Below are 18,387 nucleotides of genomic sequence, written 5' to 3' on the forward strand. Positions count from 1 at the left end.
TCAAACGAAAGCCGACATGAGACAGGCGGTCATCCTTGTCAACTTTTCCGGGCTGCGGCTTCTGCGCGCGACCTCGCCAATACACGCTCGCGGTCATCCACCGCCAGCAAAGGCGCGATGCGGCGGATAAAGGAATCCTCAAATGGCGATTTTTCGCCATCTGCCATTGCGACGCTCCAGAGATGCTCGATGAGCGCCACGCGCTCCCCTGCCGGCAGGCAGGCTTTGACGACTTTGGTAAACTGATGATGATCTGCGGCATTCTCGGCCAGTTCCTCGGCCGTCGCTTGAACCGACTCGGCGGTATTTGCGTCCATGTTGAACGCCGCCATCAACACCTTGCGGATCTGCTCGGCCTCTACATCGGCATAGATGCCATCGGCCAATGCCGTTTCGACCAGCAAGGCCGCAGCTGCGACATGCGGGTCCAGCTCTGAGCTGGCCTCGGCTTTCTCACCGCCGGTGATCATTTTTTTGATGGCATCAAACATGTCTGTCGTCCTCTTCGCCCGTGAGCGTATAGAGCTCTCGCGCTTCTGCTGCCGGGCCGCGTCTTTCACCGAGGCTTTCAATCTTCAGCGACACAATCCGGCTTCGCAGCCGGAAGGTCAATACATCGCCGGGCCGCACCTGAGAGGCCGGTTTTTCGATACGGCGAACAAGGTCGCCGGTGCCGATCCGGATGCGGCCTTTCGCGGCATAATCCGTGGCAATCGCGCGGGTTTTGAAGAATCGCGCCCGCCACAGCCAGATATCTATCCGGAGGGCTTCTTCACTCATCGGGTCTGACGCTTTTTCCCGGGGTTTCGTGGGCGCTGTTGTGGCAGAGCGTTTTTAAGTTCGGCCAGCGCGGCAAACGGCGTCTCCACGACGGGTGCCGGCCTGGGTCTGGACGGCCGCGATTTCATCCGCCGCCGCGCCCAGCGTTCGCCTTTGGCCTTCTCCGGGTCCGGACCCTTCTTGATCCGCCTATAGCCCAGCGCGCTCAAGACACCGCGCAAATCTTCAACCGAACACCCCAGGACCGACGTCATGTCCGGGGTCAGTTCAAAATCCTTACCCTGGTTTGCTTCCCGCGCCTCACGTATGGCATTCGCCAACCGTTCCAGCATATCGATCCGCACGGCCAGTGGGCCACAGCGCTGAAACCCCGCTGCGCCAAAATCTCCCGCCGGCCGATTGGGTTCCGCCGCGACACTCATCAACCCGGCTGCAGGCAGGAAGGCCTTTTCCGGTGTTCCTGCCGCAACGGCTCTCAAAAGTGAGGCCAGCCTGGCCTGTTTCGGCTTGATCAGGGCCGGCAGGAAAATCGAATATTCCCCAAACCGGACTCCCATCTGGCGCAAAGCCCGCCTTTCCTTGGGGGACAAGGCGCGAACGTCTGCCTCGACCTCGCGACGGGCAATCGTGCCACCGTTTTCCGCCAGTCGGAAGGCAAGTCCGCGCGCCAGCCCGCTGAGCTGGGACGTTGCGTCATTATCCTGCAGGACCAAAAGGGGCGTCAGCACAGAGGCGATATATTCCCGGACCCGTTTTTCGAGACCCTCCTGCGCTCTGGACCGGGCTTCGGATGCACCAAGCTCACCGCCGATCAAGGCCACAGCCGGCTTCATTGGATCGCTGCCCGGCATCAGGCGCGCAATCCGGTTGTCGTGCCAATAGAGCTCTGCGGCCGGCTTGAGCTCGATCTCGTCCATTGTGCAGTGGGCGAGCGCGCCCAGACGCCGGTTAACCTCCGGCCGCAAAGCTTTTTCCGCAGCTTGCCGCAAGGCACGGGCTTCGAGCGCACTGCCTTCGACATCCGCTTTGAAGGTCAAGCCTTCAAGATGACCGACGGTATGGCCCTCCACTTCAACTGCGCCGCTCTGATCCAGCGCGGTTGCCAGCGCCTTGTCGGCCCGTAGCCCCTTCACCAAGGCCGCTGTGCGCCGGTCCACAAAACGCTGTGTAAGATGATCATGCAGCGCATCAGACAGGCGATCCTCGACCTCCCGCGCGCGCTCGCGCCAGACATCGGCTTCCTGCGCCCAGTCCCCGCGATGCGCCACATAGGCCCAGGTCCGGACCTGCGACAGGCGCTGGGAAAGCACATGCACATCGCCGCCCAGCTTATCCAACCGGTCGAACTGCGCCGCCATGAAATCGGTAGGCAGGTGGCCATGCGGACCGCGCAAATGGCCGAGAATCTGGCCAATCAGCCGGACATGCGCGTCCAGTGAGACTTTGCGGAAATCCGGGATCCGGCAGACATCCCAGATGAGTGCGGTCCCTGCCCGTGTCCGCCCGAGATCAGTGATAGCCTCGTCCCTGGCAAGAAGCTCGAGCGATTGCTCATCAATCGCTGCGCGCGTCCGGCGCAGCATCTTCTCGCCGGAGTTTTTCGACAGGCTGGTCAGCAACCCGTCCAATGATCGCATATCCAGCGCGCTGTTTCGCCATTGCACCTGATCCAGATAGGCAAAGGCATGGTTCTCGATCGCTGTGATCAGCTCGCTCTCAAAGGGTCTGGTCTGGCCGGTTTCCCCGAACGTCCCGTCCTGCCGGAAGCGCCCGGCGCGCCCGGCAATCTGACCCAACTCATGCGGAAAGAGCCGCCGCCGCTTGCGTCCATCAAATTTTTCACGTTCGGCAAAGGCGACATGGTCGACATCCATGTTTAGCCCCATACCGATCGCATCGGTCGCAATGAGGTAGTCCACCTCGCCGGACTGATAGAGCCCGACCTGGGCGTTACGCGTGCGCGGGCTCAGCGCCCCCATCACCACCGCCGCTCCGCCACGTTGACGGCGGATTAGCTCGGCGATCGCATACACGCTCTCCGAGGAGAACGCGACAATCGCGGACCGGCGCGGCAGGCGGGCCAGCTTGGCCGGTCCGGAATAGCTCAGCGTAGAGAAGCGCTCTCGGCTAATGATCTGCGCATCCGGCACAAGGTGTTGAAGAATGGGCCGCATGCTTTCAGCGCCCAGCAGCATGGTTTCTTCCGTGCCGCGGGCATGAAGCAGGCGGTCGGTAAAGACATGGCCGCGTTCCGGGTCTGCGGCGAGCTGGATCTCGTCAATCGCAACAAAGGCGGCTTCGAAGTCCAGAGGCATGGCCTCGACCGTGCAGACAAAATAGCGCGCGCCGGGCGGAACGATTTTTTCCTCGCCGGTGACCAGCGCAGTGGCGCGAAAGCCCTTCTCCTTGGCAATACGGTCATAGACCTCCCGCGCCAGAAGGCGCAGCGGCAGGCCGATCATACCCGATCGGCGTGCCAGCATACGCTCTACCGCGAGATGGGTCTTGCCGGTATTGGTGGGCCCGAGGACCGCTGTTAGGGGGCCATAAACATCCATAGCCGCCATATAGCGGTGTTTGGACTATTCGGCGACCGGCTCGACCGAAATTGCGCGGGCTTCCACTGTGATCGCGCCAAAACCGGAATTTGTGCGGATGCGGACCGGCAGGTGAATGTCGCCTTCCGCAAACGGGGCCAGCCACAGCACGACCGGTTCAGCGATGTCTGATTCGCTGGGTTGGTCTTCCGGATCATAACCCGCGATCGGTTCATAAAAGGCATGGCACCGTACCGCTTCGCCGCGATACGCGCCGGTGCGGATTGTGTTGGAGCCAACAACATTCAGCCGCAGATCATAACGCGCCTTGCCATCGAAAACCGGAATTCGTCCGGAACACAATTCGCCCGGATCGCTCGACTGGCGCAGGCCCAGCCGCAAAAGTGCGGAAATCGGGTCGACCGCGCCGACACGCTGTTCCTCGCTGGCGGGAGGTTCTCCCATCGACCCGAAGGGCGGATTGACGTCCGCTGTTGCGACGCCGTCGGGAAAATCAATCCCGACGACCCGGCCCGATCCGCTGGAATGGTTGAAGTGCTCATAGCGCCAGGGCTGTAACTGGTCGTCGGCATAGCCGCTGATGCTGGCTTCGATATCGGCATCGGAAAACAAGGCGGCCAGTCCGGCGGTGGTAAAGCGGGCATTCGCCCCATAGCTGCCATCGCCGATCCGGCCGCTGACCTGCACATTGGCGACCCGGAAAATCAGCACGGAACCGGAATAGGTGACATTCATGGAATAGGCTGCCGCCGGGGTTTCAGCGGAATCTGTGGCCATGGCAGGCGACAGGCTGGCCAAGCCGAGCACTGAGGCAGCAAGTAGGGATAAACGCATTAAAATACTCCTGAACACACATCCCGCCCGCTGATCGGATCACACCCCTATCGCCGATCCAACATGGCTGCAAGATGAATGAGTCTCACGCCTGTCTGTGCTTGACGAATGAGGCCTGCTTGGGTAAGTCCCGCCGCTCGCTTGCAGATGGAATGCGTCTGCGGGCTCAGGAATTCATGAACTGAAGGTATTTGCCATGTCTCGGCGCTGCGAACTCTCAGGTGTGGGCCCGGCCGTTGGAAACAACGTCTCTCACGCCAACAACAAGACCAAACGCCGGTTTCTGCCGAATCTGTGCGATGTGACGCTGGCGTCTGAAACGCTGGGTCAGTCCTACAAATTCCGTATCGCCGCCAAAACGCTGCGCAGCGTGGACCATGTCGGCGGTCTGGACGCTTATCTGTTGAAAGCCAAGGACGGTGATCTCTCGACGCAAGCCCTGAAGGTGAAGCGCGCGCTGAAAAAGAAAGCCGCTGCGGCCTAAGCGTTATCGTCTGAACGACAGTTTCCAAAGCCCGTAGCGCCAGCTGCGGGCTTTTTCATTTTGGAGTTGTAGCATGATCGTTGTCTTGCCCGTTGATATTCAAAAAGGCCTCGATGACTGGCCCTATTGGGGCGGCGATCGGTCCGCGCCAGAGTTCGAGGCGAATGTCTCGCGCCTCCTCGCCGCGGCTCGCGGTAACGGCCATCCGGTCGTTAATGTCAAACACAACTCCATAAATCCGGAAAGCCCGCTGCGCCCGGGCCAGCCGGGAAATGACTTCAAGCCAGAAGCCGTACCTGCGGCCGGTGAGCCCGTCGTCGAAAAAATCGTCAATTCCGGCTTTATTGGCACCGGGTTGGAAGATCGCCTGCATGCGATGGGCGCAGGGCATCTGATCATTTTTGGTCTGACGACCGAGCATTGCGTGTCCACCACCACCCGAATGGCGGGCAATCTCGGCTTCAAGGTGTCGCTGGTCGGTGACGCCACGGCAGCTTTCCCGACCGTCGCGCCGGATGGCTCGAAGATTGATGCCGAAACCCATCACCGGGTTCATCTGGCAGCGCTTCATCGTGAATTTGCCACCGTCATCACTACCGATGAAGCGGTTTCGCTTTTGTCCGGCGCGGCCTAGACTGTTACGCAGGGAAGGGGAATTTCATGCGTCTTATCAGCCTGTTTGCCATTCTGGCGCTTGCCGCCTGCTCCCAGCAGGAGCAATCCAGCACCGTTCCGGCCACTCAAGATGCCGAAGTGGCCGCTCTCGAGGCCGCAGACCGGGTGTTTTTCGGGGGTCCGATCTACACGGCCGGAGACATCCCTGATCCCGTCGAAACTGGATCGATGGAGGCGGATGAAACCGTGGAGATGGTCGGGGTGCGCGACGGCAGGATCGTGTTTGCCGGCTATATCGAGGACGCCCCCGAAGGCCTGATTGACGAGGACACGGATGTCATCGATCTGGATGGCGCGGCCATGTATCCCGGCTTCACGGATAGCCATGTGCATGTCATCGGGCTGGGCATGCGCGAGCGCCTGCTCAATCTGGAGGGTACAGAATCAATCCTGGACCTTCAGGCGCGCGTGGCCGCCGCTATTGCTGAGCTGGAGCCCGGCTATGTGCTGGAAGGGCGCGGATGGATTGAAACCCATTGGCCCGAAGAACGCTTTCCCACTCGTCAGGATCTGGATGAAGTTTCTCCCGATAATCCGGTCTTTCTGACCCGCGCCGATGGCCATGCGCTGGTCGCCAATTCCATGGCACTGGCGCAGGCGGGCATTACCGCGATGAGCGAAAACCCGGAGGGCGGAGACATTCTCCGCGATGACGAAGGCGAGCCCACCGGCATGCTGATCGATACCGCCATGTACCCGGTTGAGGCCCTCGGCGGCTCGTTTGAGGGCGAGGAACGCGCGCAGGTCTATCTGGAAGGGGCCTGGTCGGCGGCGCGCTATGGCTGGACGGGCGGGCATGACATGACCGTGCCCTGGGGTGATGTGGCCATGATCGAAGCCATGGCAGACGAGCTTCCCCTGCGCGTTTACGTGTCGGTCGATGCCGGCGGGCTTCAGCCGCTTCTGGAGAGTGGCCCGGTGGTGAGTGACAATCGCCGCGTCATCGTTCGCGCCGTCAAACTCTACATGGACGGCGCGCTCGGCTCACGCGGGGCCTCGCTGCTGCAGCCCTACAGCGATGATCCGCTGAATTCCGGCCTCCTGCTCAGCAATGAGGATGAGACCATTTCCGCCATGATCTCTGCGCTGGACGCGGGCATTCAGCTTAACATCCACGCCATTGGTGATCGCGGGAACCGCATGATGCTGGACTGGGTCGAGGCCGCACAGGCCGCGGCACCGGGCGGGCCGGAGTCTGCGGTGGATTCGCGTTGGCGCAATGAGCATGCCCAGATCGTCAATCCGGTGGATATCCCACGCTTTGCAGAGCTCGGCGTTATCCCCTCCATGCAGCCCAGCCATGCCATTGGCGATCTCTTCTTCGCGCCCGCGCGCCTGGGCCCGCAACGCATGGACGGGGCCTATGCTTGGCGGACCTTCATCGATTCCGGCGTAATGATTGCGGGCGGATCAGACGCGCCGGTCGAACGCGGCGATCCGCGCATCGAGTTTTATGCCGCCGTCGCGCGCCGGGGACTGGATGGCACACAGACCGAGGACTGGCGGCCCGATCAGGCGGTCACGCGTGCCGAAGCCTTGCGGATGTTTACGGCCTGGCCGGCCTATGCCTCTTTCCGGGAGGATGAGGTGGGCCGCATTACCGAAGGCCTGCGCGCAGATTTCACTGTGTTTTCGCAAGACATCATGATGATCCCGGAACGCGATATTCTCTCCGTCGAACCGGTGATGACCGTCATTGATGGCGAGATTGTCTGGCGCGCGGAGTAGGGTTTAGTTTTTCGTCATTCCGGGGCGAGCCGAAGGCGAGCGCCCGGAACCCATTCTGTGATTCAGACGTTCCGGCATGGGTCCCGGACAAGGCTACGCCTTTCCGGGATGACGAACTTAGGAGATACCTACTCCGCGAACGCAAAACTCAACAATAATGTCCGCTGGGTGTTTGAGAAATTATCGTCCGAGAGAATGAAAAGGCGCATCTCGCCATTCACCCTCCCGATGGCGATGCCTTCGAAATTATCGACCGTCATGCCGGGTTCCAGCGCGCCAATGGGCAGGGCAACCGGTGAGACATTGTCCTGATCAAATTGCGAGGCTCCGGCCATGAAAATCGCGATCCGGTTGCCCACATCGCGCGAATAAAAACGCTCCAGTATGAACAGCGTATCGCCCTCGCGGGCAAGGCCGGTAAGGCCGAACCCGGCCTCGGTGGGATAGTCGGCAACCAGCGGCTCCTGACCGTCTGAAATCCGCCAGAGCGAGTGTGGGCGGCCATCCAAAATTGGAAATTCCACCGCCACCCAATAGCCATTTTCGGCGGGTGCGAGCGCTTCCATCCCGCCATTATTGCGCAGGCGGTCGGCATTCGGCACGGCTTCCAGCGGGTCGGGAGTCGCAATGGCGACGCCGGACCAGTCAGGGGAGATATCATAGCGCGAGATGCGGTGTTCACGCTCAAAACTAACGGCGTAGGCACCATTGCCTAAAGGAGCGAGACCTTCGGAATCGGCGGCGGTGCCGGTCAAATGCTGGCCATCCTCGCCCAGCATCGGCGCATAGAAGGTGTTGGAGACGCCGGTCAGCCAGCCCGCGTCATCGAATTCGAGTGAGGCCGTAAACCAGTAAGCCGAATCGGAAATCGCGAGCATCCGGCTGCCCTCGACCTCCAAGGCCGAGAGCCCGCCAAACCGGCCATCGGGGGACGACAGCACAATCCCGCCGCGATATTCCAGCTGGCCGACATCCAGCCGTTCAGGTTGGTCAGGATAAAGCGGAACGCTTTCGGTTTCGATACGGATCGGACCGGGTCCTGGATCGCCGGAACAAGCGGCAAGCCCCAACGCCATCAACCCGATCAACACCCTCATATCTTCGCTCCCAGCTCCGCCCAGTCGGCGCGTTTCAGACCGCGTGTAGAGGGAGAAGATGACGCCGTGATGGCAGGTCCGCCGAATTTTGCATCCTTGTCGAACAGGGCGGCGAGCTGTTCCGTCATCGCCCCGCCCAGTTGTTCGACATCGGTAATCGTCACGGCGCGCTTGTAATAGCGCGTCACATCATGGCCGATGCCGATGGCGAGGAGTTCCACATCCGAGCGGTTCTCGATCTGCGCGATCATCTCGCGCAAATGCCGTTCCAGATAGGCGCCCGGATTGGCCGATTGTGTGCCATCATCCACCGGCGCGCCATCGGAGATGACCATCAGAATACGGCGCTGTTCCGGCCGCATGGCCAGACGCTTCCACGCCCATTGCAGCGCTTCGCCGTCGATATTTTCCTTGAGCAGGCCTTCGCGCATCATCAGGCCGAGATGCACGCGCGCGCGCCGCCAGGGTTCATCGGCGTTTTTATAAACGATATGACGGATATCATTCAGGCGGCCGGGATTATTTGGCTTACCCGCTTCAATCCAGGCTTCCTTGGCGCGTCCGCCCTTCCAGGAACGCGTGGTAAAGCCGAGGACTTCGGTCTTCACCCCACAACGCTCCAGCGTGCGCGCCAGAATGTCGGCACAAGAGGCCGCCGTCATGATCGGGCGGCCCCGCATGGAACCGGAATTATCAATCAGCAGGGTCACGATCGTGTCGCGGAAATCGGTTTCCTGCTCCTGCTTGAAGGAGAGCGGCGACATCGGATCGGTGACCACGCGGGTGAGGCGCGCCGGGTCGAGCACGCCTTCTTCCAGGTCAAACGCCCAGGAGCGGGTCTGTTGCGCCATCAGGCGGCGTTGCAGGCGGTTGGCGAGACGCCCAACCGCGCCTTCCACGCCTTTCATATGCTGGTCGAGATAACGCCTTAACCGCGACAGCTCTTCTTCATCGCAGAGGTCTTCAGCCCGTATGATCTCGTCATATTTGTTGGTGAAGATGCGATAGGCTTGGGCTGGCCGGTCCTCATAGCGGACATAGTTGGGCTGTTCGGCGCGCGCGGCCTCACCCATCTCGTCCTGACTGTCCAGCTCGCCGAGGGTTTCATCGGACTGGAAGTCGATCTCGTCATCATCGGCGGACTGGCCTTCCGCATCGACGTCTTCGCCATCATCGCTGTCGGGCTCGCTATCGCCATCCTCCTCGCCGGTCTGCTGTTCCCGGTCCATGCCGGCATCATCATCGCTGTCCTTGTCGGATTCTTCCGGATCACCGCCCAGCTCATCGGCCAGATCCAGATCGCGGATCACCTCTTCCAGCGCCGTGGCAAATTCGCGTTGATTTCCGGCGCTCTCGGCCAGCGCATCCAGCGCGTCTCCGGCAGCGTCTTCAATGTCGCTGCGCCAGACCCGCATCAGCCCATCCGCCAGATCGGTGACGGGTTCACCGGTAATGCGCTCGCGCACCAACAGGCCAATCGCTTCATGCAAAGGCGCTTGCTGGCGGTCCTCAACCCGGTTCCAGCCCTTCTGGACGGCTTTGGCTTCCAGCGCGGCATTCAGATTGGCTGCCACCCCGCGCATCGCTTTTGCGCCCAGGCTTTCTACGCGCGCTTGCTCGGCGGCTTCGAATATGGCGCGGCCTTGAGAGCCGGGCGGCAGGGTTTCCGCGAAGGTCTGTTTGTCATGATGTAAGAGTTTCAGCGCCATGGCATCGGCGCGCCCGCGCGCGGCCTTGGCCTCGCCGGGACCGACCTCGCCGGGATTGGGCAGGGTCATCTTGCCCTTGGCATAATTGGCGATCTCGCCGCCAAAGCGCACTTCCAGCTCCTTGTCCTGAGCAATCGCCCGGGCGGAAATGGCAAGCGCGCGCTTGAACGCATCGGCGAGAGGATTTTCGGTCATTGCTCCTTACGCCGCGCTCGCGGGCTTGGCGGGCGTTGGTTTCAGCGGCGCTTCGGGCAGATCTTCGCCAAAGACGCGCTGATAGAACTCCGCAATCGTCGGGCGTTCCAGCTCGTCACACTTGTTCAGGAAGGTCAGGCGGAAGGCCTCGCCGACATCACCGAAAATATCGGCATTCTCCGCCCAGGTCAGAACCGTGCGCGGGCTCATCACCGTGGAAATATCACCATTCATGAAAGCATCGCGGCTCATATCGGCCACCTTCACCATGTCGGCGATGGTTTTCTTGCCGGTATCCGTAGCGGCAAAATCCACCAAACGGGAACCAATGATGGCTTCCTCGGTTTCCGCCGGCAGATAATTCAGTGTCGCCACAATCGACCAGCGATCCATCTGGCCCTGATTGATTTGCTGTGTGCCATGATAGAGCCCCGTCGTATCGCCCAGGCCCACCGTATTGGTCGTCGCAAACAAGCGGAAATAGGGGTGCGGGCGAATGACTTTGGTTTGATCCAGCAGTGTCAGCGAGCCGGAGGCTTCCAGAACGCGCTGGATGACGAACATCACATCCGGGCGCCCGGCATCATATTCATCAAACAACAGCGCGACCGGGCGCTGCAGCGCCCAGGGCAGGATGCCTTCCTGAAACTCGGTCACCTGCTTGCCATCGCGCAGGACGATGGCGTCCTTGCCGACCATGTCGATGCGCGAGACATGGCTGTCCAGATTGATCCGGATCATCGGCCAGTTCAGGCGCGCAGCGACCTGTTCTACATGGGTGGATTTACCGGTGCCGTGATAGCCCTGGATCATCACGCGGCGATTGCGCGCAAACCCGGCCAGGATGGCCCGCGTGGTCGCCGGATCGAAGACATAGGCGTCATCGACCGGTGGCACGTGCTCATCGGCCTCGGAAAAGGCCATCACTTCAAAACCGGGATCAAAACCGAACAGGGCCTGGCAATCAGCTACGACATCAGGCTCGGCAAGGGGAAAAGTATCGCTCATGGCACTCATATATCGGGCAGGGCGCGCCAGTATCCAGCGCGCATGTCAGATGCTCCCTAACATGGGGTTTGCGCTCGCGAAAAGACCGTGTGCGGTCACGAGCTGTTACGCCATTCCCGCATTTTTCAGGATTTGATAGGCGTGAATGACGCGGCCCAGCTGTTCTTCGCTGGAACGGTCACCGCCATTCGCATCCGGATGAAAGCGTTTCACCATCTCGGCATAGCGCTTTTTGACCTGGCCCTTGCTCTCGGTTCCGTCCAGTTGAAGTGTTTCCAGCGCGGCCGCTTGCAGCTTGCCGAACTGGCGACGGCGGGGTTCCGGGTTCGGATCGCCGTCAGGGCGCTTGCCGAACAATCCGAACGGATCGGCAAAGCCTTCGCGGAAATCCTTGGAGGCTTTCTGCGCCCTCGATTGCCGCCCGGTATTGCCGCGGAAATTCCAGGTCGGGCGATGGCCATGCTGGGCCGAGGCATTGAACGCCGCGACCGCCTCTTCATCCATATCCTCGAAGAAATTCCACGACTTGTTGTATTGCGCTGCATGGCTCTTGCAAAACCAATGGACATCATTCAGATCCGCCGTGCCCTTGGGCGCTTTGCAATCGCCGTGCGCGCGGCAACCCGGCCATTCGCACACGCGTTCTTCCGGCGCGGCCTTGTCGGTCGGCGGCTTGATGCGAATGTCTTTAAATCGCGGCTTGTATGTAAACTCGCCATCCATGACGCTAAGTATGGGGTCCAAGAGTTAAGGCGGCAACAAAGCGGAGGTGTAATTGACCGGCAAAGTTCAGACAATCATCGAGGACAAGCTGCGTGCCGCCTTTGATCCGGAGGTTTTAACCGTCACGGATGAAAGCGCTCTGCATGCTGGCCATGCCGGTGCTCCGGAAGGCGGCCAGAGCCATTTTCACGTCGAGATCAGCGCCGCTGCGCTCAACGGCTTGTCCCGTGTTGAGCGTCAGCGGGCGATCAACAAGGTGTTGGCTGAAGAGCTGGCCGGGCCGGTCCATGCGCTGCGGATGACGGTGAAATAGTGCATGCTTCGAGGCTTTCCTTGAAAACTACTGGGTCCCTCGGGCTCGACCCGAGGGTCCATCTTTTCATAATTGATGGATCCCCGGATCAAGTCCGGGGACCCCAGAATTAGGAGGCACCATGACCCTCTACATTGATGCCGACGCCTGCCCGGTGAAAGACGAAGCGATTCGCGTCGCTGAACGCCATCAGACCGAAGTGAAGCTGGTTTGTGATGGAGGGCTGCGCCGCCCACAGAGCCCGTGGGCCGAGCTCGTCATTGTTCCGGAAGGCGCCGACGCCGCTGATAACTGGATCGCCGAGCGCATCGGGCCCGGTGATATTTGCGTGACGGCTGATATCCCGTTGGCCGACCGCTGCCTGAAAGCCGGTGGGGCAGCAATTGATCCGCGTGGTAAGCTGTTTGACGCCGACAATATCGGCTCGGTCCTGGCCACGCGGAATTTGATGGCGGACTTGCGCTCAGCCGGAAATATCGAGGGCGGCGGCGGAAAGCCCTTTTCTCAATGCGACAGGTCAGACTTCCTGAACGCGCTGGAAAACCTGTTTCAGAAATTGAAGCGCTAGTCTTCTTCAGGCAGCGCCGAAACGCGGATCAGCACGATCTGATTGCGCACGCGCTCGACGATTTCAAATCGCGCGCCGTGAAAGCTGAACACCTGGCCCACATCCGGGATGGTCTGGCTTTCATGGATCACCAGACCCGCCATCGTCACAGCATCATCATCGGGCAATTCCCAATCCAGCGCACGGTTTACATCGCGGATCGGCGCGTCGCCATCGATCAGCCAGATACCGTCTGATTCCATGCGCACGCCTTCAACCGCGATGTCGTGCTCGTCCTCGATCTGGCCGACAATCTCTTCGAGAATGTCTTCCAGCGTCACCAGACCCATCAGCGCGCCATACTCGTCGACGACCAGCGCAAAATGCTCGCGCTTTTCGCGGAACACATCCAGCTGGTCCTGAAGCTCGGTGGTTTCCGGCACAAACCACGGCTCGCGCATGACAGATTTGAGATCGATATCCTCCGGCTTGCCTTCCACATTCAGGAGGGCACGGGCCAAATCGCGCGCGTGCAATATGCCGATGATGTTTTCATTATCACCCTGAAACAGCGGCAGCCGCGTATGCGGGCTGTTCAGCGCAGCCGAGACAATTTCCGCCACCGGCAGATCGGCATCGATCATGGTGATATTCTTGCGGTGGATCATCACGTCATCGACGGTCAGCTCCCGTAAATCGAGCACGCCGCCCAGCATGTCGCGGTCATCCTTGACCACGCCGCCTTCCTGGTGATGCAGATCGATGTGGCCACGCAGCTCTTCATGACTGGACAGCACCGGACCTTCCACATTCGCCCCGAAAATCCGCAAGGTTCCGCGCACAATCGCCTGAACAGCGGCCACGATCGGCGCGAAAATTCGGACAAATTGCAGGATCGGCCAGGATACGGCCTGGGCGAAGCGGTCCGGATTGGACAAGGCATAGGTCTTGGGAAGCACTTCCGCGAAGATCAGTACAAGGAAGGTCATCACCAGCGTGGCATAACCAATGCCCGCCTCCCCAAACAGGGCAAGAAAGACGGCGGCGGCGATCGTCGAGGCCAGAATATTGACGAGATTATTGCCGAGCAGGATCGCGCCGATCAGCCGCTCGCGATTGTCAATCAGACGATTAACGCGGCCGGCAGCGATATGTCCTTCCTTTTCCAGCTGAACCATCCGCGCTTTGGAAACGGCGGTCAGCGAGGTTTCCGAGCCCGAGAAAAAGCCGGAAAACAGGAGCAGGAGCGCAATTCCGCCAAGCGAAATCAGGATCCAGGTCTCGATCATTGTATTTGGTCTTTCAGGAAGTTGAGAAGATCGGCCTCATCAGCCGTATCGTGTATAAAGGCGTTTCCGATGCCATGCGCAAGGATCAGACGGATATTTCCGCCGGTATTCTTCTTATCATGTTGCATCCGCGCCAGCATGGAAGAAGCGGAAAAAGGCGTGCCAGGCAGGGCACTCAGCTTTGTTTCCAACCCAACAAGATTGAAGTAATTGCGCACCCGGTCGGCCTCGGCCCGCGGGCAAAGTCCGAGCCGGGCGGAATAGTCAAACGCCAGAACACATCCCGCCGCAACGGCTTCGCCATGCAGCAGTGCACCTCCCGCCTCGGCCTCCAGCGCATGGCCAAAGGTGTGACCCAGATTGAGGAGGGCGCGTGTCCCGGCCTCTTTTTCATCTTCGGCGACGACACGGGCCTTGAATTCGACAGCCGTTTTCAGATGCGCCTGCAAATGCAGCGCGGTCAGGCTGTCGCGGCTGGAATGAACAAGCCGGTCGAAAAAGTCCTTATCGCCAATCAGACCGGCCTTGATAATTTCGGCAAAACCAGCGCGCATCTGGCGTTCCGGCAGGGTGTCCAGAAAACGGAAATCGGCAATCACCAGGCTGGGTTGGTGGAAAGCGCCCACCAGATTCTTGCCTTGCGGCATGTTGATCGCAGTTTTCCCGCCCACCGAAGAATCCGCCATCGATAACAGCGTTGTCGGCACTTGGATGACCTCGATCCCGCGCTTGTAAATCGCGGCCGCAAATCCTGCGAGGTCGCCGGTAACGCCACCACCCACGGCGATAACCGCATCACCGCGCTCTAGCCCCATATCAAGTAAACGGCCGAGCACAGTTTCAAGAAAACTGAAGGATTTCGCGTTTTCGCCCTCCGGGACCTGAATGGGTTCTCCGGCGAGATTCAACGCATGCGTGGCGCCGGCAATCCAGTCATTATGCAAGGCCAGCACATTTGCATCGGCCAGCAGCGCATAGCGCCGGGACGTGCGCAGGGCGGCCTGGCCAACTGCAGCTTCCCAGGCGTTCTGCCCCAGAATGACGTCATAGCTGGCGGGGCCCAGCTCTATCCGGACTGTTTCGGTCATTCCGCCGCTTTGGCCGTGAAACCATAATTTTTCAAGGCCTCCAACACCCGATCCACGGTGGCGGCATGCGGGCCGGTATCTCCCTCGATCTGGATATCGGCCTCGGCATAGGCGGCTTCCCGCCTGGCCATCAGATCTGCCATCACGGCACGCGGATTTTCAGTCTGCAGGAGCGGCCGCGTATCGCGGCGAGAAACGCGCTCCATAAGCGTATCGAGATCGGCCTTCAACCAGATCGAAATAGCCTTGTCCTTGACCATGCGCCGTGTGTCGTCATTGACGAATGCCCCGCCGCCCAGCGCGATAACAGCCTGAGGTTCCTCCAGCAGCCGCGAAATGACGCGGCGCTCGCCATCCCGGAAAGCGGCTTCACCAAAGTCGGAAAAAATGTCCGCCACCGGGCGGCCTGCCGCCTTTTCAATTTCTTCGTCCGCATCCGCAAAAGGCAGATTCAGCGCCGCTGCCAACCGCCGTCCCACGGTGGTTTTACCAACCCCCATCAAGCCAACCATCACGATGGATCGCTGGCTGGGCGGGAGGGAAAGAGTGTCGTCATTCATGACGCCAGCATATAGCCTTCCCTTGCTGTCTGGAAATTGCCGCAATCACTCTTATGCTGACCGCTCCAATGCGGAGGTGTTGATGCGTGGCAGTTTGATAGCCCTGGTTATCGGAGCCGTGGTTCTGATTGGCGGGTTTTTTGCGCTGGTGATGATCGGAAGCGGGATGGAACCGCAAACCGAAGAGGTAAGAGTGGATGTTACCGAAGATTTGTCTCGCTAGCCTCGCGAGCTTGGCGCTTGCGGCCGCGGCTGTCGCTCAGCAGTCGGGAATCGAAGTTCGGCAGCTGGGTGCGCTCGACCCCATGGAGGTTGGCGTGGCCGAAAACGGTCTCGGCGACGCGCTATGGGCCGGTTCGACCGTGCAAACCGCAATTAATGCCCTGGAAGGCTTGCCCGGTTCTGAAGGTGAGGCTTACCGGTCCCCCGCGCGCGCCAACCTGGTTGCGCTTGCACTTTTGTCGGGGGGTGCGCCGCCCCAAGGCGGACGGGGCAATGCAGCACTGGCGGCATTGCGCGCCGACCGGCTGCTGGCGGCATCCGGGGCCGAGGCCGTTTTCAGCCTGCTGGAGCGTACGCCTGGACTTGACCGGTCACCGGATCTGGCGCGGCTGCATGCCGAAACGGGTTTTGCGATTGCCGCCGGTGACGCCGCGTGCCGCACCGCCAATGGTCTCGTCATTGGCCGCGATCAGCCTTACTGGTTGCGCGCGCGGGCATTCTGCCATGCATTAAACGGAGAGGACGCCGCAGCCGAGCTGACAGCGGATCTCGCGCGCACAGCCCAACCGGACAATGATTTTGATGGCCTGCTATATGCCGTCACGATCGGCAGCTGGACCGTTGATCGCGTGGCCGCGGATACCGGTCTGGACTGGGCCCTGGCAGCCGTGTCGCCGCCGGAAGGCCGCCCCGTTGTGAACCTGACAAGCGCACCTGATTGGCTGATCAAAATTGCCGAGGCCAGTGCAGCGCAAACCGAACTGACCGCAGACCCTGCCCTGGCGCTGGAAGGCCTGTCCATGCAGGAAGGCGCCGTGCGGGATGATTTGCTCGATCAGCTCATCCGACAGGAATTCGACCGTATGATTGCCGCTCAGGCTTTGGGCATTGCGCTTCGCGAGGCCGACGCCCGCAATGACTTCATGCGTGTGGCGAGGCGCTATGGCCGTCAGATCGCGACCCTTCCGGTTTCCTTGGACACCATTGATGCGGGGGGGCATTTCGCACTCGCGGCGCTAGCGGTCGGTGATCTTTCCTCCGCACAACGCTGGCGCCGCGCGCTTGAAGATGGTCCGCCAGCACGGCGCGCATCAGCGGCTTTCGATCCGAGCAAGCCGAACGAACCGGCAGGACTGACCGACCGGACGCAGCCGGTCTTCGAGCCCGCATCACCGGCCTTTCTGGTTGGGCTCGACCTCGCTTTCCGGGTTGCACGCAATGATATCCGGTCGTCGTCTACCGGCGCGCTGATCGCGGCACGTTTTGAAAACAATGCGGCGGGCCTGGGTGATGCCGCTGGCCTGGCAGGACTGGGTGCGCCCGTACCCGCCGATTTCCGCTTGGCCGTATTGAACGGGCAGCCACAATCTGTGTCTCCGGCCCTTATCGCCATGGATGCAGCGGCCCTGTCCGGTGCGCGGGCGGAAACAGCTCTTCTGGCAGCGCAAGTCATGGAAGAAGGCCCCGCCGGAGCATCCGCGCTCGAACTGATGCGGATTACATCCGCTTTGGATCGTGTGGGTCTTCGTGAGATAGCGTTGTCGGTCTTGCTGGAACGATTGATCGTGGAGCTGGCGTGAACGATCAGCGCCTGATCGAATTGTTTCTGGACATGATGTCTGCCGAACGCGGCGCGGCCAAAAACACGTTGGAAGCCTATCGCCGCGATCTCGATGATATGTCGTTGCGTCTGTCCGCTCGCGGCAAAACCTTTGACCGGACGCAAACCCGTGACCTGGAGGCCTGTCTCGCGGAAATGGCGAAAGAAGGTCTGGCCCCATCCACCTCGGCGCGGCGCCTGTCAGCGACCAAACGGTTTTTCAAATTTCTGCTGGCTGACGGGTATCGGACTGATGACCCCGCGCGGCCGCTATCGGGACCAAAACAGGGACGGTCCTTACCAAAAGTCCTGTCGGAAGCGGATGTCGATGCCCTCTTTGATGCCGCAGGCGAACTGGAGGGCAACAAGGGCGTCCGCTGCCGGGTTTTGCTGGAAGTCCTGTATGCAGGCGGCTTGCGGGTCAGCGAGCTGGTGAGCCTGCCCTTGAATGCCATCTCAAAACAAGAGGGCGCGATTTTCGTGACAGGCAAGGGTAATAAAGAGCGGTTGGTTCCGCTCACGCCGCCTGCGCTGGAGGCGATTGCAGCCTGGCTGGATGTCCGCGAGGACACCTTGCCCAAGGCAAAGCCCGGCCTCCTCGCCAAGGCACAGCGCTATCTTTTCCCGTCGACCAGCGCCAGGGAAGGACATCTGACGCGCGAGCAATTCGCCCGAATTCTGAAAGACCTGGCTGTTGCGGCGGGTCTGGATCCCAAGAAAGTTTCGCCGCACGTGTTGCGCCATGCCTTTGCCACACACCTATTGGCGAACGGGGCGGATTTACGCAGCGTGCAGGCGCTGCTGGGTCATGCCGATATTTCAACCACGCAAATCTACACCCACGTGCTGGAAGAGCGTTTGAAGACTTTGGTGGAAACCGCGCACCCGCTCGCAAGAAGCTGAATTCCAACCGCCAACACGGCTTGTTCCTTGCAAGGCGGATGGCTAGGTTGCGCGGCGCGTCCGCAACCGGAGGC

General features: G+C 60.7%; 19 protein-coding genes. 8 read left to right on the forward strand and 11 right to left on the reverse strand.

The features are described 5' to 3' along the window. Nucleotides 1-38: 38 nt before the first annotated feature. From ACO079_RS12600 to ACO079_RS12615, 4 genes are read right to left on the reverse strand one after another with little or no spacing between them, the layout of a single operon-like run. Nucleotides 39-491 (reverse strand): TerB family tellurite resistance protein, encoded by a 453-nt coding sequence (locus tag ACO079_RS12600; RefSeq protein ID WP_421790570.1) that lies wholly within the window; start codon nucleotides 489-491, stop codon nucleotides 39-41. Further along, entirely contained in the window at nucleotides 484-780 is a 297-nt protein-coding gene (locus tag ACO079_RS12605) for an RNA-binding S4 domain-containing protein (protein WP_421790572.1), read from the reverse strand. Before ACO079_RS12605 ends, ACO079_RS12600 begins: the two co-directional genes overlap by 8 nt. After that, complete coding sequence (locus tag ACO079_RS12610) at nucleotides 777-3,347, reverse strand: helicase-related protein (RefSeq protein WP_421790574.1); 2,571 nt, start codon at nucleotides 3,345-3,347, stop codon at nucleotides 777-779. The genes ACO079_RS12605 and ACO079_RS12610 overlap by 4 nt, the downstream gene beginning before the upstream one ends. Nucleotides 3,348-3,362: 15 nt before the next feature. Continuing rightward, nucleotides 3,363-4,172 (reverse strand): DUF3108 domain-containing protein, encoded by an 810-nt coding sequence (locus tag ACO079_RS12615; protein ID WP_421790576.1) that lies wholly within the window; start codon nucleotides 4,170-4,172, stop codon nucleotides 3,363-3,365. 196 nt (nucleotides 4,173-4,368) lie between these two features. Here ACO079_RS12615 and rpmB point away from each other — a divergent pair, with 196 nt between their 5' ends. From rpmB to ACO079_RS12630, 3 genes are all read left to right on the forward strand, one after another. Next, the gene (rpmB, locus tag ACO079_RS12620) at nucleotides 4,369-4,656 is read left to right on the forward strand and encodes a 50S ribosomal protein L28 (protein WP_421790578.1); all 288 of its coding nucleotides are present in this window, start codon (nucleotides 4,369-4,371) and stop codon (nucleotides 4,654-4,656) included. 73 nt (nucleotides 4,657-4,729) lie between these two features. Beyond that, a complete protein-coding gene (locus ACO079_RS12625; RefSeq protein ID WP_421790579.1) occupies nucleotides 4,730-5,290 on the forward strand; it encodes a cysteine hydrolase family protein in 561 nt (186 codons plus the stop codon). A 26-nt stretch (nucleotides 5,291-5,316) separates the two neighbouring features. Beyond that, nucleotides 5,317-7,059 (forward strand): amidohydrolase, encoded by a 1,743-nt coding sequence (locus ACO079_RS12630; RefSeq protein WP_421790581.1) that lies wholly within the window; start codon nucleotides 5,317-5,319, stop codon nucleotides 7,057-7,059. A gap of 128 nt (nucleotides 7,060-7,187) precedes the next feature. Here the strand turns inward: ACO079_RS12630 and ACO079_RS12635 are convergent, their stop codons facing one another. The 4 genes from ACO079_RS12635 to ACO079_RS12650 form a co-directional block, all read right to left on the reverse strand. Continuing rightward, entirely contained in the window at nucleotides 7,188-8,156 is a 969-nt protein-coding gene (locus ACO079_RS12635; protein ID WP_421790583.1) for an esterase-like activity of phytase family protein, read from the reverse strand. Continuing rightward, complete coding sequence (gene cobT / locus ACO079_RS12640; RefSeq protein ID WP_421790585.1) at nucleotides 8,153-10,060, reverse strand: cobaltochelatase subunit CobT; 1,908 nt, start codon at nucleotides 10,058-10,060, stop codon at nucleotides 8,153-8,155. The genes ACO079_RS12635 and cobT overlap by 4 nt, the downstream gene beginning before the upstream one ends. A 6-nt stretch (nucleotides 10,061-10,066) precedes the next feature. Continuing rightward, nucleotides 10,067-11,068, reverse strand: a complete 1,002-nt coding sequence (gene cobS / locus ACO079_RS12645; protein ID WP_421790587.1) for a cobaltochelatase subunit CobS — start codon at nucleotides 11,066-11,068, stop codon at nucleotides 10,067-10,069. Nucleotides 11,069-11,173: 105 nt separating this feature from the next. After that, nucleotides 11,174-11,791 carry a J domain-containing protein gene (locus tag ACO079_RS12650; protein ID WP_421790589.1) on the reverse strand — a complete coding sequence of 206 codons (618 nt, stop codon included), beginning with the start codon at nucleotides 11,789-11,791 and terminating at the stop codon, nucleotides 11,174-11,176. 52 nt (nucleotides 11,792-11,843) lie between these two features. On the opposite strand from ACO079_RS12650, the gene ACO079_RS12655 reads away from it, so the two are divergent. Together ACO079_RS12655 and ACO079_RS12660 are read left to right on the forward strand one after the other, a co-directional pair. Further along, nucleotides 11,844-12,104 (forward strand): BolA family protein, encoded by a 261-nt coding sequence (locus tag ACO079_RS12655; RefSeq protein WP_421790591.1) that lies wholly within the window; start codon nucleotides 11,844-11,846, stop codon nucleotides 12,102-12,104. 121 nt (nucleotides 12,105-12,225) lie between these two features. Then, on the forward strand, nucleotides 12,226-12,672 hold the full coding sequence (locus ACO079_RS12660) for a YaiI/YqxD family protein (RefSeq protein ID WP_421790593.1): 447 nt from the start codon (nucleotides 12,226-12,228) through the stop codon (nucleotides 12,670-12,672). Here ACO079_RS12660 and ACO079_RS12665 read toward each other — a convergent pair. Genes ACO079_RS12665 through ACO079_RS12675 form a run of 3 tightly spaced genes read right to left on the reverse strand, consistent with a single transcriptional unit; the run spans nucleotide 12,669 to nucleotide 15,588 of the window. Next, nucleotides 12,669-13,940 carry an HlyC/CorC family transporter gene (locus ACO079_RS12665; RefSeq protein ID WP_421790595.1) on the reverse strand — a complete coding sequence of 424 codons (1,272 nt, stop codon included), beginning with the start codon at nucleotides 13,938-13,940 and terminating at the stop codon, nucleotides 12,669-12,671. The genes ACO079_RS12660 and ACO079_RS12665 overlap by 4 nt on opposite strands. Continuing rightward, nucleotides 13,937-15,028, reverse strand: a complete 1,092-nt coding sequence (aroB, locus tag ACO079_RS12670) for a 3-dehydroquinate synthase (RefSeq protein WP_421790596.1) — start codon at nucleotides 15,026-15,028, stop codon at nucleotides 13,937-13,939. The genes ACO079_RS12665 and aroB overlap by 4 nt, the downstream gene beginning before the upstream one ends. Continuing rightward, on the reverse strand, nucleotides 15,025-15,588 hold the full coding sequence (locus ACO079_RS12675) for a shikimate kinase (RefSeq protein WP_421790597.1): 564 nt from the start codon (nucleotides 15,586-15,588) through the stop codon (nucleotides 15,025-15,027). The genes aroB and ACO079_RS12675 overlap by 4 nt, the downstream gene beginning before the upstream one ends. On the opposite strand from ACO079_RS12675, the gene ACO079_RS12680 reads away from it, so the two are divergent. The 3 genes from ACO079_RS12680 to xerD are packed head-to-tail and all read left to right on the forward strand — an operon-like array spanning nucleotide 15,587 to nucleotide 18,313. Then, nucleotides 15,587-15,811, forward strand: coding sequence for a hypothetical protein (locus tag ACO079_RS12680; protein WP_421790598.1), 225 nt, complete (start codon nucleotides 15,587-15,589; stop codon nucleotides 15,809-15,811). The two genes, ACO079_RS12675 and ACO079_RS12680, sit on opposite strands and share 2 nt — an antisense overlap. Continuing rightward, entirely contained in the window at nucleotides 15,786-17,390 is a 1,605-nt protein-coding gene (locus tag ACO079_RS12685; protein ID WP_421790599.1) for a hypothetical protein, read from the forward strand. The genes ACO079_RS12680 and ACO079_RS12685 overlap by 26 nt, the downstream gene beginning before the upstream one ends. Beyond that, on the forward strand, nucleotides 17,387-18,313 hold the full coding sequence (gene xerD, locus ACO079_RS12690; RefSeq protein WP_421790600.1) for a site-specific tyrosine recombinase XerD: 927 nt from the start codon (nucleotides 17,387-17,389) through the stop codon (nucleotides 18,311-18,313). The genes ACO079_RS12685 and xerD overlap by 4 nt, the downstream gene beginning before the upstream one ends. Nucleotides 18,314-18,387 lie beyond the last annotated feature (74 nt).

Origin of the sequence: Hyphobacterium sp. (genome assembly GCF_965228115.1) — a bacterium.
Taxonomy (GTDB): domain Bacteria; phylum Pseudomonadota; class Alphaproteobacteria; order Caulobacterales; family Maricaulaceae; genus Hyphobacterium.

What these genes read in the sequence shown, in the direction of transcription:
- ACO079_RS12600 (WP_421790570.1), bottom strand. Translation starts at nt 491, where the DNA reads ATGTTTGATGCCATCAAAAAAATGATCACCGGCGGTGAGAAAGCCGAG.
- ACO079_RS12605 (WP_421790572.1), bottom strand. Translation starts at nt 780, where the DNA reads ATGAGTGAAGAAGCCCTCCGGATAGATATCTGGCTGTGGCGGGCGCGA.
- ACO079_RS12610 (WP_421790574.1), bottom strand. Translation starts at nt 3,347, where the DNA reads ATGGCGGCTATGGATGTTTATGGCCCCCTAACAGCGGTCCTCGGGCCC.
- ACO079_RS12615 (WP_421790576.1), bottom strand. Translation starts at nt 4,172, where the DNA reads ATGCGTTTATCCCTACTTGCTGCCTCAGTGCTCGGCTTGGCCAGCCTG.
- rpmB (WP_421790578.1), top strand. Translation starts at nt 4,369, where the DNA reads ATGTCTCGGCGCTGCGAACTCTCAGGTGTGGGCCCGGCCGTTGGAAAC.
- ACO079_RS12625 (WP_421790579.1), top strand. Translation starts at nt 4,730, where the DNA reads ATGATCGTTGTCTTGCCCGTTGATATTCAAAAAGGCCTCGATGACTGG.
- ACO079_RS12630 (WP_421790581.1), top strand. Translation starts at nt 5,317, where the DNA reads ATGCGTCTTATCAGCCTGTTTGCCATTCTGGCGCTTGCCGCCTGCTCC.
- ACO079_RS12635 (WP_421790583.1), bottom strand. Translation starts at nt 8,156, where the DNA reads ATGAGGGTGTTGATCGGGTTGATGGCGTTGGGGCTTGCCGCTTGTTCC.
- cobT (WP_421790585.1), bottom strand. Translation starts at nt 10,060, where the DNA reads ATGACCGAAAATCCTCTCGCCGATGCGTTCAAGCGCGCGCTTGCCATT.
- cobS (WP_421790587.1), bottom strand. Translation starts at nt 11,068, where the DNA reads ATGAGCGATACTTTTCCCCTTGCCGAGCCTGATGTCGTAGCTGATTGC.
- ACO079_RS12650 (WP_421790589.1), bottom strand. Translation starts at nt 11,791, where the DNA reads ATGGATGGCGAGTTTACATACAAGCCGCGATTTAAAGACATTCGCATC.
- ACO079_RS12660 (WP_421790593.1), top strand. Translation starts at nt 12,226, where the DNA reads ATGACCCTCTACATTGATGCCGACGCCTGCCCGGTGAAAGACGAAGCG.
- ACO079_RS12665 (WP_421790595.1), bottom strand. Translation starts at nt 13,940, where the DNA reads ATGATCGAGACCTGGATCCTGATTTCGCTTGGCGGAATTGCGCTCCTG.
- aroB (WP_421790596.1), bottom strand. Translation starts at nt 15,028, where the DNA reads ATGACCGAAACAGTCCGGATAGAGCTGGGCCCCGCCAGCTATGACGTC.
- ACO079_RS12680 (WP_421790598.1), top strand. Translation starts at nt 15,587, where the DNA reads ATGACGCCAGCATATAGCCTTCCCTTGCTGTCTGGAAATTGCCGCAAT.
- ACO079_RS12675 (WP_421790597.1), bottom strand. Translation starts at nt 15,588, where the DNA reads ATGAATGACGACACTCTTTCCCTCCCGCCCAGCCAGCGATCCATCGTG.
- ACO079_RS12685 (WP_421790599.1), top strand. Translation starts at nt 15,786, where the DNA reads ATGTTACCGAAGATTTGTCTCGCTAGCCTCGCGAGCTTGGCGCTTGCG.